The following is a 15516-nucleotide window of genomic DNA, read 5'->3' on the forward strand; positions in this document are numbered from 1 at the left end:
CCCTCTTGATAGGCAGCTGGGATTGGTGTCTGTCGCAAGAGCCGGGGAGGAACGTCGGCCGGGTCCCGCCGGTCGAATACCGCGGCCTACCGAACCGGGGCCAACACCGACACATGTCCGCCGCCGATCCCACCGCATCCGCTGCGCCCAAGCGCGCCTGGATCGCGAACCAACCCTATGTGCTGCTCAGTATCACGGCCCTGTGCTGGGCTGGCAATGCGATCGTCGGCCGGCTCGCTGCCGGCCACATCCCGCCGGTGACGCTGTCGTTCCTGCGCTGGTCGCTCGCCTTCCTGCTGATCCTGCCGCTGGCCTGGAAACAGCTCCGCCAGGACTGGCCGGCGATCCGGTCGCGGCTCGGCATCATGATCGCGCTCTCGCTGACCGGCATCGGCGCCTTCAACACCCTGCAATATTGGTCACTGGAATACACCCAGGCGCTCAACACGCTGCTGCTGCAATCGGCCGGCCCGTTGATCGTGGCGGTGTGGTCACTGCTGTTGCTACGCGTTCATCTGACCGTGGCGCAGGCCATCGGCATCGTGCTGTCGCTCGCCGGCGTGCTGCTTATTCTGACGCGCGGCCATCCGACGGCGCTCGCCAGCATCACCTTCAACCGCGGCGACCTGATCTTCCTGCTGGCCATGGCCATCTTCGGCTTCTACTCGGTGCTGTCCCTGAAGCGCCCGCAGATTCACGGCCTGTCGATGGTGGCGTTCACGTTCGGCTGCGGGGCCGCGAGCCTGATCCCCCTGCTGGTCTGGGAACTTCACGCCCGCCCGGTGATGGTCCTGGATGCCAAGAACCTGCTCTCTTTGCTCTATGTCGCGATCTTTCCATCGACCATCGCCTATCTCTGCTTCAATCGCGGCGTCCTCTTGATCGGCGCCAACCGCGCCGCCCCGTTCCTGCACGTTGTGCCGGTGTTCGGCTCGATCATGGCTTTCGTCTTCCTCGGCGAGCAGCCGGAGATCTTTCACGTCATCGCCTTCGTGCTGGTGCTCAGCGGCGTATTCATCGCCTCCCGCAAGCAGGCGACGTGAGGCCTCATCGCATGTTCGGACATGGCGGCATCCCATCGCGCGCTCTTGTCTTGGCTCCGCTTTCGAGCACAAGCTCGGGTCAACAATCGAAGCTGGAACCTTGCCTGCCCCCTCGCAACCTCGCTCTCCGTTCGCCTGGCTCAACAATCAGCCCTATGTGCTGCTCACGCTGGCCTCGCTGTTCTGGGCCGGCAACATTGTGCTGGCGCGCTATGTGGCCGGGCATGTGCCGCCGCTGACGCTGTCCTGCATCCGCTGGATCGGAACGTTCCTGATGCTGTGGCCCTTCGCCCGGCCGCATCTGGCGCGCGACTGGCGGACGATGCTCGCACATTGGCCGCTTCTGCTGCTGCTGGCGCTGACCGGCTTTGCCGTCAACAACGCCCTGTCCTATTGGGCGATGCAATATACGCAGGCGCTCAACGGGCTGCTGATTCAATCCTCGGCGCCGTTGTTCGTGGCGCTGTGGTCGCTGGCTTTGTTCGGGGTGCGGTTGAGCGTAGGGCAGCTGATGGGCATTGCGATGTCGCTGACCGGCGTTCTCGTGATCCTGCTGCGCGGCGATCTCGGCGCGCTCGGTGCGATCCAGTTCAACCGGGGCGACCTGATGTTCGCCTCCGCGCTGCTGGTCTTCGGACTCTACTCCGCCGTCATGACGCGCCGGCCGGCCGTGCACCAGCTCTCCCTGATCTCATGCTGTACGGCAATGGGAGCCGTGCTGCTGCTGCCCTTGGCGATCTGGGAATATTCATCCGGCTACGTGCTCGCGCCCGACCTGCTGTCGATCGCGACGCTCGGCTATGTCGTGGTGTTCGCCTCGGCGCTGGCCTATTTGTTCTTCAACCGCGGCATCAGCCTGATCGGGCCGAACCGCGCCGCGCCGTTCCTGCACCTGGTGCCCCTGTTCGGCTCGGTGCTGGCGATCGTTCTGCTCGGCGAAGAGCTCAAGGCTTTCCACCTCGCCGGCTACGCGCTGGTGATCGGCGGCGTGATCGTGGCATCGCGCTCGCCGCTCCGGCCCGCCGATACGGGCGATCGGCGCAAGGACAGCTCGTTGCGGCAAGACGCTTCGTGAACGCGGGCCGGCCTCATTCGATTTTCATCGACGGGCCAGCATCGCGTGAGAGCTCCCGGTCGGAACGGCGTTCCGGCCCAATCAGGCCGTTCGCACCTTCGCCATGAAGCCGTCGACGGCCTGCTGCAACAGGCCGGACTGGCTGTCGAGCTCGCGTGCGCTGGAGAGCACCTCGGAGGCCGCCATGCCGGTCGCCTCCGCGGCCTTGGTGACACCGCCGATATGGGCGCTGATCTCGTTCGACCCCGCGGCCACCGACTGGATATTGCGCGCGATCTCGCGCGTCGCATCGCCCTGCTGCGCGATCGAGCTTGATATCGAGTTGGTGATCTCGCTCATCTGCGCGATGGTCTGGGCGATCCCGCTGATGGCGGCGACCGCATCCTGGGTCGAGGTCTGCATGGCCGCGACCTGCGCTGAGATCTCCTCCGTCGCCTTGGCGGTCTGATTGGCCAAGGCCTTGACCTCTGAGGCGACGACCGCGAAGCCCTTGCCGGATTCCCCGGCGCGCGCCGCCTCGATGGTCGCGTTGAGCGCGAGCAAGTTGGTCTGGGCCGCAATCGAGTGGATCAGCTTGACGACCTCGCCGATCTTCTCGGCACCGCTCGACAGCACCTGCACCGTGGCATTGGTGCGCTCGGCATCGTTCACCGCCTGGCCCGCGACCTCGCTGGAACGAGCCACCTGACGCGAGATCTCCGCCACCGAGCTCGACAGTTCCTCCGCGGCGGCGGCCACGGTGCCGACATTGTCGTTCGCGCTCTGCGTGGCGGCGCTGACCGTGGAGGCGCGTGCGCTGGCATCGCTGGCGGTCGATGTCATCGACTGCGCCGTGTGCTGCATGCCCTCCGCAGCCGACGCCACCGAACGGACGATGCCGTTGACGCTGCGTTCGAAGTCGGCAGCGAGATTTTCCATCGCGGACCGGCGCTCGGCCAGCGCGCGCTGCTGGGTCGCAGCTTCCGCCTGCTCGAGCTCGCGCATCCGCAGCGCGTTGTCCTTGAAGATCTGGAGGGTGGCCGCCATCGAGCCGATCTCATCGCCGCGACCGACGCCGGGAATCTCCCCCTCGAGCCGTCCGTCGGCGATCTCGCGCATGCGGCCGCCGAGGCGATCGAGCGGCACGCTGATGCTGCGGCCGATCAGCCAGGCAATGCCGCCGGCAATCACGGCGATGCCCGCGCAAGCCAGCCACATCATCCATTTCAGCGGCTTCAGCTTGGCATCGAGATCGTCGACATAGACACCAGTGCCGACGAAGGCGTTCCAGGCCGGAATGGCGAGCGCATAGGAGATCTTGCGCGTCGGCTGTTCCTGGCCGGGACGGAGATATTCATAGTGCAAGGTGACCTCGCCATTCTTGGCGACGCCATCGCGCAACTCGACCACCAGCTTGCGCCCGTTGAGCTCGAAATCGATGACGTTCTGGCCGCGCTGCTTGGGATCCTGGGACAGGATGACGTTGCCTTCCATGGTGTAGGAAAACAAATAGCCCATGCCCTTGTCGAACGTCATGGTGCTGCCGCGCTTGACGAACTCATCGATCGCGGCCTCTTTCGTCATCCTGCCGGCCTCGACCTCCTTGATCAGGCCGAGCGCCATGTTGCGTGCCGTCTCGACGATCGCCCGGCACTGCTCGATGCGCGCGTTGACCATCTCCCGCTGCATCAGATTGCCCGCAAATGTGCCCGCGGCTGCAAGCCCCAATAGCGCAACACCGACGACGATCCCGAGCTTGGGGGCAATCCTGATATTATTCAGCAGCACGCGACACTCCACCCGACCGATGCGATCGATCGCCGAACGCAAACTGCCGATGAATTCATCACGCGATGGTTAGAGCTCCGTTGCCGGGAAGACCCGTAAAAACACGGGTCAACCTGTCGCGCGGATGTCGTCCGCCGGCGCCTTCATGGACACCGGCCGCAGCGGCGCGAACTCCTCGGCGGTCAGCGTCTCCTTTGCGATCAGCAGCGCCACGCCCTGCTCGAGATCGCGACGATGGGCATCGAGGATCGCACGGGCGCGCACGCCGCCCTCCGCGATGAGATCGCGCACGGCAAGGTCGATCTCCCGTCCGGTCTGTTCGGCCGCCGACACGAGCTGGTCCTGCGGCTGCAGGAACGAGGCCTGCGGCCGCGGCGCGTAGGTGCGCTGGCCGACCGTCGCGTCCATGCCGTATTTCGTGACCATCTCGATCGCGATCTCGGTCGCACGCTGCAGATCGTCGGCCGCGCCGGTGGACACATCGCCGTCGAAGATCAATTGCTCGGATGCGCGTCCGCCCATCAGCACCGCGATGCGGTTCTTCAACTCGCTGACGGCCAGCAGGAAGCGGTCCTCGGTCGGGCGCTGCATGGTATAGCCGAGCGCGCCGACGCCGCGCGGAATGATCGACACCTTCTGCACCGGATCGACGCCGGCCAGATTGGCGGCGACCAGCGCATGGCCCATCTCGTGATAGGCGACACGCCGCCGCTCGGCGGGGTTGAGCACACGGCTCTTCTTCTCCAGGCCGGCCACGATGCGTTCGATCGCGGCGGTGAAATCGTCGAAGGTAACCTCATGTCCCCTGCGGCGGGTCGCGGCGATGGCGGCCTCGTTGATCAGATTGGCGAGGTCGGCGCCGGTGAAACCCGCGGTCAGCGCGGCGACCTTGTCGAGATCGACGCTCTCGGCCATCGTGATCTTGCGGACATGCACCTTGAGGATCGCCAGCCGTCCGCCTTTGTCGGGCCGGTCGACCAGCACCTGGCGGTCGAAGCGACCGGCGCGCAGCAGGGCCGGATCCAGGATCTCCGGCCGGTTGGTGGCGGCGAGCAGAATCACCCCGGCGCTCGGATCGAAGCCGTCGAGCTCGGCGAGCAGCTGATTGAGCGTCTGCTCCTTCTCGTCATAACCGCCGAGCCCGCCGCCGGCGGTCCGGCTGCGCCCGAGCGCGTCGAGCTCGTCGATGAAGATGATGCAGGGCGCGGCCTTGCGCGCCTGCTCGAACAGATCGCGGACCCGCGCGGCGCCGACGCCGACGAACATCTCGACGAATTCCGAGCCGGAGATCGAGAAGAACGCCACACCGGCCTCGCCTGCGACGGCGCGCGCCAGCAAGGTCTTGCCGGTGCCGGGCGGGCCGACCAGCAGAATGCCTTTCGGCACATGCGCGCCGAGCCGGCCATAACTCTTCGGGTCCTTCAGGAACTGCACCACCTCCTGCAGCTCGAACTTCGCCTCATCGACGCCGGCCACGTCGGCGAAGGTGACCTTGGTGTCGGTCTCGACATAGACCTTGGCGCGCGACTTGCCGATCGACATCAGCCCGCCGAAGCCCTGCCGGTCCATCACCTTGCGGCCGAGGAAAACCCAGATCAGATAGAACATCAGCGCCGGCACGATCCAGGACAGCAGCGTCTGGATCACGCCGCCCGAGGGCACGCCGGTCACCGTGACGCCCTTGGACGCCATCTTTTCCGCCAGCGCAGGATCGACACGCGCGGTGATGAACGAGGTCTTGCCGTCCTGCTGCTTGTCCTTGAACTTGCCCTGGATGGTGTCCTGGCTGACGGACACTTCCGCAATCTTGCCTTGCTCGACCAGTTGCTCGAACTGGCTGTAGGGAATGGTCTCAACCGTGTTGTAGGTCGTCAGCAGCCATTGCAGCAGCAGCATGCCGACCCCGGCCAGAAAGATGTAGCTGACCGCGATGGCTTGCTTGCGGGTGTTGGGATCGGATTCCATGTCGCGCTCTCTTTCGGGCAGCTCGCTCGCCGCTCATCGGGGGAGCGGGACCGAATGGCTCCCGTCGCGCATAACAGGCTCTCGGCAGCACGGCTTGTCATGGATCAAGCGACGGCGCCGCCGCCGTGTTGTGGACCGACTGGGGAGCGTGGCCGAACGCCTCCAGCGCGCGCCGAACCGTCTCGACGAGATCCAAGGCGACCGGCGACGGGCTGCGCTGCGGCGGAAATACGGCCGCGAATTCGAAATCGATGCGCGGCAGGAACGGACGCACGGCAACGCCGCGTCCGTCGAACTCGCGCGCCGTGAACGGATCGCAGATCGAGACGCCCAATCCCGACGACACCAGGCCGCACATGATCTCCGACAGCGTCGTCTCGACCCGCAGCACCCGTCTGACATCCTCGCGATGAAAGATCTGGTCGATGACATGCCGGCTGGTGGATCCGGCCGAGAGCGAAATGAAAGTCTCCCCCTCGAAATCGCCGGGCATCAAGGCCTGCTTGGCACAGAGCCGATGACCGGCCGGAAGAACGGCCACGCGCGGCAGCGCCGGCAATTTGACGCTCGGCAAACCGGCATGGGCGATCGGGACCTCGGCAAAGCCGACGTCACACTGCGCGTTCAGCACCCAGTCGATCACGATCGGCGAGATCACGCCGAAAAACGCCAAATTGAGATTCGGCCGCTCGATCAGGAAGTGCCCCGCCAGCCGGGGCAGATAGCCATTGGCCAGCGCCGGCAGCGCCGCGATCCGCAGCGTGCCGGTGCGACGGCCGCGGATCTCCTCAGCCGCCGCCGTGATGCGATCGAGCCCGACAAAGGAGCGCTCGACCTCCATGTAAAGGGCCGTGGCCGCGGCAGTCGGCACCAGGCCCGTGCCGCGCCGCTCGAACAGCTCCATCTTGAGCAGCGCCTGAAAGTCGCGCAGCAGCCGGCTGACCGCCGGTTGCGTCACCGCAATGAGCTTGGCGGCCTCCGTGACGCTGCCCGTCAGCATCATCGCCCTGAAAGCCTCGACTTGTCGCGAATTGATCCTGGCCATGGTCGCCATTCATAACATTTAAGCATGAAGACGTTGCCATTATTCATTGGACGATAAAAGGAGGGACTGCGATCGTTTTCATCAGTTGGAGAGACGGCTCGTTTTTTAGGCTGCCCCGCCGTAACGGCGGGACGGACGTCCGAAGCGCGCAGCTGGATCTCACGGCGGTCCTCGAGACCGGCGCGCACCAGGGGAGATCCTTCATGAAGCACTTGAACGTTCTGACGATGGTCAGCCTTGCCGTCCTTGCCTCGGCCTCTCAGGCCTGGGCTCAGCAGAAGACGCTGTACGTGGCCGGTTACGGCGGCTCGTTCGAGAAGACGATCCGCGACGAGGTGATCCCGCCGTTCGAGCAGGCCAACGGCGTGAAGGTCGAATATGTCGCCGGCAATTCCACCGACACGCTGGCGAAGCTGCAGGCCCAGAAGGGCAATCAGCAGATCGACGTCGCCATTCTGGACGATGGTCCGATGTACCAGGCGATCCAGCTCGGCTTCTGCGACAAGGTGACGGGGCTTCCCGGCGATCTCCTCGACATCGCGCATTTCAAGGACGACCGCGCCGTCGCCATTGGCCTCGTGGCCACCGGCCTCATGTACAACAAGAAGGTGTTCGCCGAGAAAGGCTGGGCGCCGCCGACCTCGTGGAACGACCTCAAGGACCCGAAATACAAGCAGCAGCTGGTCATTCCGCCGATCAACAACACCTACGGGCTGAACGCCCTGTTGATGCTGGCGAAGATGAACGGCGGCAGCGAGACCAACGTCGAGCCCGGCTTCAAGATCTTCAAGAACGACATCAATCCCAACGTGCTGGCCTATGAGCCTTCGCCCGGCAAGATGACCGAGCTGTTCCAGTCGGGCCAGGCCGTCATCGCGGTGTGGGGCTCGGGCCGTGTGCAGAGCTTTGCGAATACCGGCTTCCCGGTCGACTTCGTCTATCCAAAGGAAGGCGCCGTCAGCCTGCTGACGACGGCGTGCCCGATCGCCAAGACCTCGACCTCGCCGCTGGCATCGAGCTTCATCAAGCTGCTGCTCGATCCGAAGATCCAGCTCACCATGCTCAAGGAATATGGCTACGGCCCGGTTGTGAAATCCGTCGTGGTGCCCGAGGGCGTCGGCGCGATGGCGCCGATCGGCGAGCGCGCGACCAAGGTCTATGCGCCCGATTGGACCGTGGTCAATGAGAAGCGCGAGGAATGGACCAAGCGCTGGAATCGCGAGGTCGAGCGCTGAGCCAACCCTCTCCTGGACGGCGGCGCGCTCCCTCTCCCCGTCCTTACGGGGAGAGGGTCGGGGTGAGGGGCAGCCGCACGGGTGGTGCGCATCGTCCGCGCGGAGAGCCCCCTCCCCCGGATTGCATCTTCGATGCAATCCGACCTCTCCCCGCAAGCGGGGCGAGGTGGCAGCGAGCGCATTGCGCGACCGAGATAATTTCTGCCGGCTTAGATCATCGCCTCATCCAGCCTGATGATGAATGTTATTCGGAAACCACCAATGTCCTTCCTCGAGCTTGACGGCGTCGGAAAATCCTTCGGACCGAACGCGGCCGTCGAAGAGTTCAGCCTCGCTGTCACCAAGGGCGAGTTCATCTCGTTTCTCGGTCCGTCCGGCTGCGGCAAGACCACGACCCTGCAGATGATCGCGGGCTTCCTCGACCCCTCGCATGGTGCGATCCGCCTCGAAGGCAAGGACCTCGTGGCAATGCCGCCGGCCAAGCGCGGGCTCGGCATCGTGTTTCAGAGCTATGCGCTGTTTCCGCACATGACGGCCGCCGAGAACGTCGCCTTCGGGCTCGAGATGCGCAAAGTGCCGCGCAACGAGCGCGACGAGCGCGTCCGTACGGCGCTCGCGCTTGTCGGCCTGGCCGGCTACGAAGGCCGGCACCCGCGCCGCATGTCCGGCGGCCAACAGCAGCGCGTCGCGCTGGCACGCGCGCTGGTCATCCGCCCCTCGGTGCTGCTGCTCGACGAACCCTTGTCCAACCTGGATGCGCGGCTGCGCGAGGACATGCAGATCGAGCTGCGCCAGATCCAGCGCAATCTCGGCACCACGACGATCCTCGTGACTCACGACCAGATCGAGGCGATGTCGCTGTCCGACCGCATCGTCGTGATGAGCAAAGGCAAGATCGAGCAGATCGGCTCGCCGCAGCAGGTCTATGAGCAGCCGGCCTCGGCCTTCGTCGCGCAGTTTCTCGGCAAGACCAATGAGTTCGCGGCTCAGGTGGATCGCGCTGCCGGGCCTGCCAGGCTCGTTGCGGGCTCGTGGAGCGCGCCGGCTCCGGCCGGCGCCACCGGCATGGTGACCATCAGCGTGCGCCCCGAGCGCATCAGCTTCGGCAGCTCCGGCCTCGCGGGACGGATCACCAGCCGCATCTTCCAGGGCAATCACTGGCTGTTCCAGTGCGACACGGAATGCGGCCCTGCAATCGTTATCCGTCAGAATGACGGCCAGCCGCAGCCGGACCAGGGTGAAACGGTGCACCTGATCTGGCAGGACTCCGACATGAGTCTGCGGGCGAGCGTGGCCGCATGAGCACGACTGTCTCCGCGAACTCGTCCGACGCGCGAACCGGGCTGACGCTGGCGCTGCCGGCATTGATGCTGTTCACCGGGGTCGTCGTGATTCCGCTGGCGATGACGGTGATGCTGTCGTTCCACGATTGGGGCCAGTACAAGGGCATCGAGCCGGTCTTCATCCTGAAGAACTGGATCGAGATTGTCGGCGATCCCTATTACGCCGAGATGTTCTGGCGCACCTTCCGCGTCGCTGTCCTGGCGACCCTGATCACGGCGGTGTTCGGCGTGCCCGAGGCCTATATTCTCAACCGCATGCAGGGACCATGGAAAGGTCTCTTCCTGCTCATCATCATCGGGCCGCTGCTGATCTCGGTGGTCGCGCGGACGCTCGGCTGGGCGCTGTTGTTCGGCGGCAACAACGGCCTGGCCAACAAGCTCTTGATGTCGTTCGGACTGATCGCCTCGCCGCTCCGCTTCATGTTCACCGAGACCGGCATGGTGATCGCGCTGGCCCATGCGATGATGCCGTTCATGGTGCTGGCGGTGTGGACCGCGCTGCAGCGGCTCGATCCGCAGGTCGAGAACGCCGCGCTGTCGCTCGGCGCCGGCTCGTTCACCGTGATCCGCCGCATCGTCCTGCCGCAGATCATGCCCGGCGTGCTGTCGGGTGCCATCATCGTGTTCTCGCTGGCGGCGAGTGCCTTCGCCACGCCCGCGATCATCGGCGGACGCCGGCTCAAGGTCGCGGCGACCCTCGCTTATGACGAATTCCTCAACACGCTGAACTGGCCGCTCGGCGCGGCGGTCGCCGTGCTGCTGCTGATTGCGCTGGTGCTGATCGTGGTCGGATCGAATGCGCTGATCGAGCGCCGCTATCAGGAGATGTTCCGATGAGCCGGAATGGTCCTGTCGCGCTGATCTTCCACACGCTGTTCGTGGTGTTCATGGTGGCGCCGATCGTCGTCGTCTGCTGGGTCGCGTTCACGCCCGAGGGATTCCTGTCGATTCCGACGACGAACTTCTCGCTGCGCTGGTTCAAGGCGCTCGCCAATTATCCAGAATTCGTCCATGCCTTCGCCGTGAGCCTGTGGCTCGGGGCGCTGTCGTCCTGCGTCGCGCTGCTGTTTGCGGTGCCGGCCGCGCTCGCGCTCAACCGGTATCAGTTCCGCGGCCGCGAGGCCCTGTCGGCGCTGTTTCTCTCGCCCTTGATGATTCCCCATGTCGTGCTCGGCATCGCCTTTCTGCGCTTCTTCACGTCGGCCGGCATCGGCGGCACATTCGTGGCGCTGGTGATCGCGCATGTGGTCGTCGTGTTTCCCTTTGCGCTGCGGCTGACACTGGCGGCGGCCACCGGCATGGATCGCTCGGTCGAGATGGCGGCGATCTCGCTCGGCGCCGACGGCTGGACCATGTTCCGCCGCGTCACCCTGCCGGCGATCCTGCCCGGCATCGTCTCAGGCTGGATGCTCGCCTTCATTCAATCATTCGACGATCTGACCATGACCATTTTCCTGGCAACCCCCGGCACCGAGACGCTGCCGGTGCGCATGTTCCTGTACATCCAGGACAACATCGATCCGCTGGTGACATCGGTGTCCGCCAGCGTCATCGCCATCACCATGACCGTCCTGATCCTGCTCGATCGCTTCTACGGGCTCGACCGGGTGCTCACCGCCAAAGGCGGCGACGCAGGGCGATAGGAGATACAATGATGAGAGATTATGACGTCGCCGTCGTCGGCGGCGGCCTGCTCGGCTCTGCGATCGCGTGGGGGCTGGGCCGGCTCGGCCAGCGCGTCGCGGTGTTCGACGAGGGCGACATCGCCAAGCGGGCGTCCCGCGCCAATTTCGCGCTGGTCTGGGTACAGAGCAAAGGACTGGGCATGCCGGCCTATACGGGCTGGACCGTGCGCGGCGCCAAGGCGTGGCCGAAACTCGCGGAGGAGCTGAAGGCGCAGACCGGGCTCGACGTCGTGCTGCAGCAGAATGGCGGCTTTCATCTCTGCCTGGGAGAGGCCGAATATGAGCAGCGCAGCCAGCTCGTCGCCCGCATGCACAACCAGGTCGGCGCGGCCGACTACCACATGGAGATGCTGTCCGCCGCGGCGGTCAAGAAGATGCTGCCGCTGATCGGGCCCGACGTGTCCGGGGGCAGCTTCTGCCCGTTCGACGGCCATGTGAACTCGCTGCGTACCTTCCGCGCGCTGCATGCCGGCATGAAGCAGTTCGGGGTCGACTATCTGCCCGAGCGCGCCGTCAGCGCCATTGCGCGCGAGGGCCACGAGTTCAGGCTGACCACGGCGCAAGGCGAGCTGCGCGCCGCCAAGGTCGTGCTTGCGGCAGGCAACGCCAACCAGACGCTGGCGCCGATGGTCGGGCTGTCGGCGCCGATGGGCCCGACCCGCGGCCAGATCGTCGTGACCGAGCGCACGATGCCGTTCCTGCCGCATCCGCTGACGACGATCCGCCAGACCGATGAGGGCACGGTGATGATCGGCGACAGCAAGGAGGACGAGCTCGACGATCGCGTCCAGAACCATCCGATCAACGCCGTGATGGCCGACCGGGCCCAGCGCATGTTCCCGCATCTGGCGCGCCTCAACGTCGTCAGGAGCTGGACCGGCATCCGGGTGATGCCGAAGGACGGCTTCCCGATCTACGAGCAGTCCGAGACCCATCCGGGAGCCTTCGTCGCCTGCTGCCATTCCGGCGTGACCTTGGCTGCCAACCACGCCTTCGAGATCGCCCGCATGGTGAAGGACGGCGCCTTGGAGCCCGAACTGGTCGGCGCCTTCACCGCCAAGCGCTTCGCCGACGACACCGGCGCGGGCGGCAGTGGCTATTACTGAGATCGCGGCGAATGCCGCCACGGAGACGATGATGTTCAAACGAGCTGAGGATGATGGCAGGCGAACGCTGACCATCCATGTCGAGGGCCAGGCGATCTCGGCCCGCGAAGGCGACACGGTGTCGGCCGCGCTGCTCGCCTCGGGTCTCGACGTCAGGCGCAACACCGCAGTGAGCGGCGCCAAGCGGCTGCCCTACTGCATGATGGGCGTATGCTTCGACTGCCTCGTCACCATCGACGGCGTCGGCAACCGCCAGGGCTGCCTCGTGCCCGTTGCCGAGGGCATGCAAATCGAAATCCAGAAGGGCAAGCGGGAGATCGGCAAATGAGCGCCGCGCCGAAGCATGAACAATACGACGTCGTGGTGATCGGCGCCGGTCCGGCCGGACTCGCCGCGACAACCGCAACGGCCCGCGCCGGCCTGTCGACGCTGCTGCTCGACGAGAACGCCGGTCCCGGCGGCCAGGTCTGGCGCGCGATCGACGCAACGCCAGTCAAGAATGAAGCGCTGCTCGGCGCCGATTACTGGTCGGGCGCCGAGATCGCCAGGGCCGCCCGCGACAGCGGCGCCGAGATCATCCATCGCGCGACGGTGTGGAGTCTCGACCGCAATCTCGAGCTCGGCGTGTCCGTCGGCGGCGGCTCGGCCTTCATCAAGGCCAAGCGGGTCATCATCGCGACCGGCGCGCAGGAGCGGCCGTTTCCGATTCCAGGCTGGACCCTGCCCGGCGTAATGACGGCCGGCGCGGCGCAGACGATGCTGAAATCCTCCGGCCTGGTGCCGGATGGCCCGACGGTCCTCGCCGGCCAGGGGCCGCTGCTGTGGCTGCTCGCCGCGCAGATCCTGCGCCTCGGCGGCCGCATCGACCGCGTGCTCGACACCACGCCGCGCGCCAACTACTTCGCCGCGCTGCCGCACGCTTTCGCCTTCATGACCTCGTCCTATTTCGTGAAGGGGCTGGCGATGATGCGTGAGGTCCGCGCCAAGGTGAAAGTCACCACCGGCGTGACGGAGCTGGCGGCGGCGGGCACAGACCGGCTGGAATCGGTCAGCTATGTCACGGCCGGGGTCCGGCGCGAGACGCTGCCGGTCGAGCTGCTGCTGCTGCATCACGGCGTGGTGCCGAACGTCAACCTGGCGATGGCCGCCGGTGTCGAGCATCGCTGGAACGAGCTGCAATTGTGCTGGACGCCCGTGCTCGATGCCGACGGCAACAGCTCGATTCCGGGCATCGCGATCGCCGGCGATGGCGCCGGCATCGGCGGCGCGCAGGCGGCGCTGTGGCGCGGGCGCATTGCGGCAGAACACGCGATCAAGGCGCTTCGTCCGGCTGCCAAGGTCTCCGATCTTTCACCGCAGTTGAAGCGCGCCGAGCGCGGCCGCACCTTTCTCGACATACTGTTCCGGCCGGCGAAGCAGTTCCGCATTCCGGACGGAGACACTATCGTCTGCCGCTGCGAGGAGATCACCGCCAAAGACGTGCTCGATTCCGTCGCAATGGGCGCGACGGGGCCGAACCAGCTCAAGGCCTATCGCCGCACCGGCATGGGACCCTGCCAGGGCCGGCTGTGCGGCCTCACCGTCACCGAGCTGATGGCGGAGGCGCGCGGCAAGGGCCCGCAGGAGATCGGCTATTACCGGCTGCGCGCGCCGGTCAAACCGATCATGCTGTCGGAGCTCGCAAACCTGCCCAAGAGCGACGAGGCTACCAAGGCCGTGGTGCGCGGATGACGATCAACACGGATGCCATCATCGTGGGTGGCGGCATCCACGGCTGCTCGACCGCGCTGCATCTCTGTCTCGCCGGCTTGAAGCCGGTGCTGATCGAAAAGGACTATGCGGGCCGCCACGCCTCCGGCGTCAATGCCGGCGGCGTGCGCCAGCTCGCGCGCGACGTCGCCGAGATTCCGTTGTCGATCCGGTCGATGGGGATCTGGGAGAACATCACCGAACTGGTCGACGATGATTGCGGCTTCGAGAGCCATGGCCAGGTGCTGGTCGCGGAGAACGCGGCCGAGCTCGCCGCCTGCCGTGAGCGGGTCGCCGATCTCAACGCGCGCGGCTTCAGCCATGAGGAGCTGATCGACAGCACCGAGCTGCGCCGGCTGGTGCCGGCGGTGGCAGAGACCTGCCCCGGCGGGATCGTCTCGCGCCGCGACGGCGCGGCACAGCCGGCCAAGACCACCACGGCGTTTCGCCGCAAGGCCGAGCAGCTCGGCGCCATCATCCGCGAGGGCGTGTCCGCCGGCAACATCCGCAAGGAGGATCAGCTCTGGCGCGTCGATGTCGGCGGCGACACCTATGCCGCTCCCATTCTGGTCAATGCCGCGGGCGCCTGGGGCGGCCGCATCGCCGCCGCGCTCGGCGAGCCGGTGCCGGTCACGACGGTGGCGCCGATGCTGATGATCACCTCGCCGGTCCCGCATTTCATCGATCCCGTGGTGATCCTGCGCGGCCGCAAGCTGTCCTTCAAGCAGTTCAAGAACGGCACCGTGCTGATCGGCGGCGGCCATCTCGCGACGCCCGATCAGGATCGCAACGAGACGGTGCTCGACTTGCGCAGCCTCGCCATCAGCGCGCGCACCGTGTTCGAGCTGTTCCCGGTGATGCGCAGCGCCACCATCATGCGGGCCTGGGCCGGCATCGAGGCGCGCATGCAGGACGACATCCCGGTGTTCGGGCCGAGCGCCGTGCATGAGGGCCTGTTTCATCAGTTCGGCTTTTCGCTGCATGGCTTCCAGCTCGGCCCCGGCGCGGGCGCCGTCATGGCTGAGCTGATCGTGCATGGCGGCACGCAGACACGGATCGGAGAGCTCAGCATCGAGCGCTTCCGCAACTCCTCCCCTTCAGCAACAGCATGAGGACAGCATGACCATCACCCGCAAGATCCGCTCGGCCATCCATCACCGCATCGTCGAAGCCAATGGCTTCGTCTTCATCGGCGGCACCATCGCCGACGACACATCGGTGTCGATGGGCGAGCAGACCCGCAACATCCTCGGCAAGATCGACGGCTTCCTGAAGGAGGCCGGCACCGACCGGTCGCGTGTCGTCTCCGGCCAGATCTTCGTGACGGACTTGTCGAAGAAGAAGGAGATGGATGCGGCCTGGACCGAATTCTTCGGCGACGATCTGCCGACCCGTGCCACCGTCGGCGTCGCCGATCTCGGCGGCGGCGCGCTGATCGAAATCGTGATCACCGCGATCAAGGGCTGATCGCGGCGCAAACGCTGCCGGCCGGGAGGTTCGGGC

14 protein-coding genes are annotated in these 15516 nt (G+C 66.0%); 11 read left to right on the top strand and 3 right to left on the bottom strand.

The genetic code is table 11. The features are described from left to right. Positions 1–113 precede the first annotated feature (113 nt). Positions 114–1043, top strand: coding sequence for a DMT family transporter (locus ACVIJ6_RS03370; protein WP_456771493.1), 930 nt, complete (start codon positions 114–116; stop codon positions 1041–1043). A gap of 100 nt (positions 1044–1143) precedes the next feature. Then, a complete protein-coding gene (locus ACVIJ6_RS03375; RefSeq protein WP_456771494.1) occupies positions 1144–2118 on the top strand; it encodes a DMT family transporter in 975 nt (324 codons plus the stop codon). Positions 2119–2199: 81 nt separating this feature from the next. Here the strand turns inward: ACVIJ6_RS03375 and ACVIJ6_RS03380 are convergent, their stop codons facing one another. From ACVIJ6_RS03380 to ACVIJ6_RS03390, 3 genes are all read right to left on the bottom strand, one after another. Continuing rightward, the gene (locus tag ACVIJ6_RS03380; RefSeq protein ID WP_456771495.1) at positions 2200–3885 is read right to left on the bottom strand and encodes a methyl-accepting chemotaxis protein; all 1686 of its coding nucleotides are present in this window, start codon (positions 3883–3885) and stop codon (positions 2200–2202) included. Positions 3886–3993: 108 nt separating this feature from the next. Next, positions 3994–5850 carry an ATP-dependent zinc metalloprotease FtsH gene (ftsH, locus tag ACVIJ6_RS03385; RefSeq protein WP_456771496.1) on the bottom strand — a complete coding sequence of 619 codons (1857 nt, stop codon included), beginning with the start codon at positions 5848–5850 and terminating at the stop codon, positions 3994–3996. A 97-nt stretch (positions 5851–5947) separates the two neighbouring features. Then, on the bottom strand, positions 5948–6895 hold the full coding sequence (locus ACVIJ6_RS03390; RefSeq protein WP_456771497.1) for a LysR substrate-binding domain-containing protein: 948 nt from the start codon (positions 6893–6895) through the stop codon (positions 5948–5950). Positions 6896–7098: 203 nt separating this feature from the next. Here ACVIJ6_RS03390 and ACVIJ6_RS03395 point away from each other — a divergent pair, with 203 nt between their 5' ends. From ACVIJ6_RS03395 to ACVIJ6_RS03435, 9 genes are all read left to right on the top strand, one after another. Beyond that, positions 7099–8130: an ABC transporter substrate-binding protein gene (locus ACVIJ6_RS03395; RefSeq protein ID WP_456771498.1), complete on the top strand. Its 1032-nt coding sequence runs from the start codon at positions 7099–7101 to the stop codon at positions 8128–8130. Between the two features lie 261 nt (positions 8131–8391). Continuing rightward, positions 8392–9432 (top strand): ABC transporter ATP-binding protein, encoded by a 1041-nt coding sequence (locus ACVIJ6_RS03400; RefSeq protein WP_456771499.1) that lies wholly within the window; start codon positions 8392–8394, stop codon positions 9430–9432. After that, the gene (locus ACVIJ6_RS03405; RefSeq protein ID WP_456771500.1) at positions 9429–10310 is read left to right on the top strand and encodes an ABC transporter permease; all 882 of its coding nucleotides are present in this window, start codon (positions 9429–9431) and stop codon (positions 10308–10310) included. The genes ACVIJ6_RS03400 and ACVIJ6_RS03405 overlap by 4 nt, the downstream gene beginning before the upstream one ends. Then, positions 10307–11116, top strand: a complete 810-nt coding sequence (locus tag ACVIJ6_RS03410; protein WP_456771501.1) for an ABC transporter permease — start codon at positions 10307–10309, stop codon at positions 11114–11116. The genes ACVIJ6_RS03405 and ACVIJ6_RS03410 overlap by 4 nt, the downstream gene beginning before the upstream one ends. A gap of 8 nt (positions 11117–11124) precedes the next feature. After that, positions 11125–12264 (top strand): NAD(P)/FAD-dependent oxidoreductase, encoded by a 1140-nt coding sequence (locus tag ACVIJ6_RS03415; RefSeq protein WP_456771502.1) that lies wholly within the window; start codon positions 11125–11127, stop codon positions 12262–12264. Between the two features lie 31 nt (positions 12265–12295). Continuing rightward, positions 12296–12592: a (2Fe-2S)-binding protein gene (locus ACVIJ6_RS03420; protein ID WP_456771503.1), complete on the top strand. Its 297-nt coding sequence runs from the start codon at positions 12296–12298 to the stop codon at positions 12590–12592. Then, on the top strand, positions 12589–13995 hold the full coding sequence (locus ACVIJ6_RS03425; protein ID WP_456771504.1) for an FAD-dependent oxidoreductase: 1407 nt from the start codon (positions 12589–12591) through the stop codon (positions 13993–13995). The genes ACVIJ6_RS03420 and ACVIJ6_RS03425 overlap by 4 nt, the downstream gene beginning before the upstream one ends. Then, positions 13992–15125 (top strand): NAD(P)/FAD-dependent oxidoreductase, encoded by a 1134-nt coding sequence (locus tag ACVIJ6_RS03430; protein WP_456771505.1) that lies wholly within the window; start codon positions 13992–13994, stop codon positions 15123–15125. The genes ACVIJ6_RS03425 and ACVIJ6_RS03430 overlap by 4 nt, the downstream gene beginning before the upstream one ends. Positions 15126–15132: 7 nt before the next feature. Continuing rightward, complete coding sequence (locus ACVIJ6_RS03435) at positions 15133–15480, top strand: RidA family protein (protein ID WP_456771506.1); 348 nt, start codon at positions 15133–15135, stop codon at positions 15478–15480. Positions 15481–15516 lie beyond the last annotated feature (36 nt).

Source organism: Bradyrhizobium sp. USDA 4369, from assembly GCF_054056435.1.

Coding starts and splice junctions, on each gene's coding strand:
- ACVIJ6_RS03420 (WP_456771503.1), top strand. CDS start 12,296: ATGTTCAAACGAGCTGAGGATGATGGCAGGCGAACGCTGACCATCCAT.
- ACVIJ6_RS03435 (WP_456771506.1), top strand. CDS start 15,133: ATGACCATCACCCGCAAGATCCGCTCGGCCATCCATCACCGCATCGTC.
- ACVIJ6_RS03395 (WP_456771498.1), top strand. CDS start 7,099: ATGAAGCACTTGAACGTTCTGACGATGGTCAGCCTTGCCGTCCTTGCC.
- ACVIJ6_RS03410 (WP_456771501.1), top strand. CDS start 10,307: ATGAGCCGGAATGGTCCTGTCGCGCTGATCTTCCACACGCTGTTCGTG.
- ACVIJ6_RS03405 (WP_456771500.1), top strand. CDS start 9,429: ATGAGCACGACTGTCTCCGCGAACTCGTCCGACGCGCGAACCGGGCTG.
- ACVIJ6_RS03400 (WP_456771499.1), top strand. CDS start 8,392: ATGTCCTTCCTCGAGCTTGACGGCGTCGGAAAATCCTTCGGACCGAAC.
- ACVIJ6_RS03415 (WP_456771502.1), top strand. CDS start 11,125: ATGATGAGAGATTATGACGTCGCCGTCGTCGGCGGCGGCCTGCTCGGC.
- ACVIJ6_RS03430 (WP_456771505.1), top strand. CDS start 13,992: ATGACGATCAACACGGATGCCATCATCGTGGGTGGCGGCATCCACGGC.
- ACVIJ6_RS03390 (WP_456771497.1), bottom strand. CDS start 6,895: ATGGCCAGGATCAATTCGCGACAAGTCGAGGCTTTCAGGGCGATGATG.
- ACVIJ6_RS03370 (WP_456771493.1), top strand. CDS start 114: ATGTCCGCCGCCGATCCCACCGCATCCGCTGCGCCCAAGCGCGCCTGG.
- ACVIJ6_RS03425 (WP_456771504.1), top strand. CDS start 12,589: ATGAGCGCCGCGCCGAAGCATGAACAATACGACGTCGTGGTGATCGGC.
- ftsH (WP_456771496.1), bottom strand. CDS start 5,850: ATGGAATCCGATCCCAACACCCGCAAGCAAGCCATCGCGGTCAGCTAC.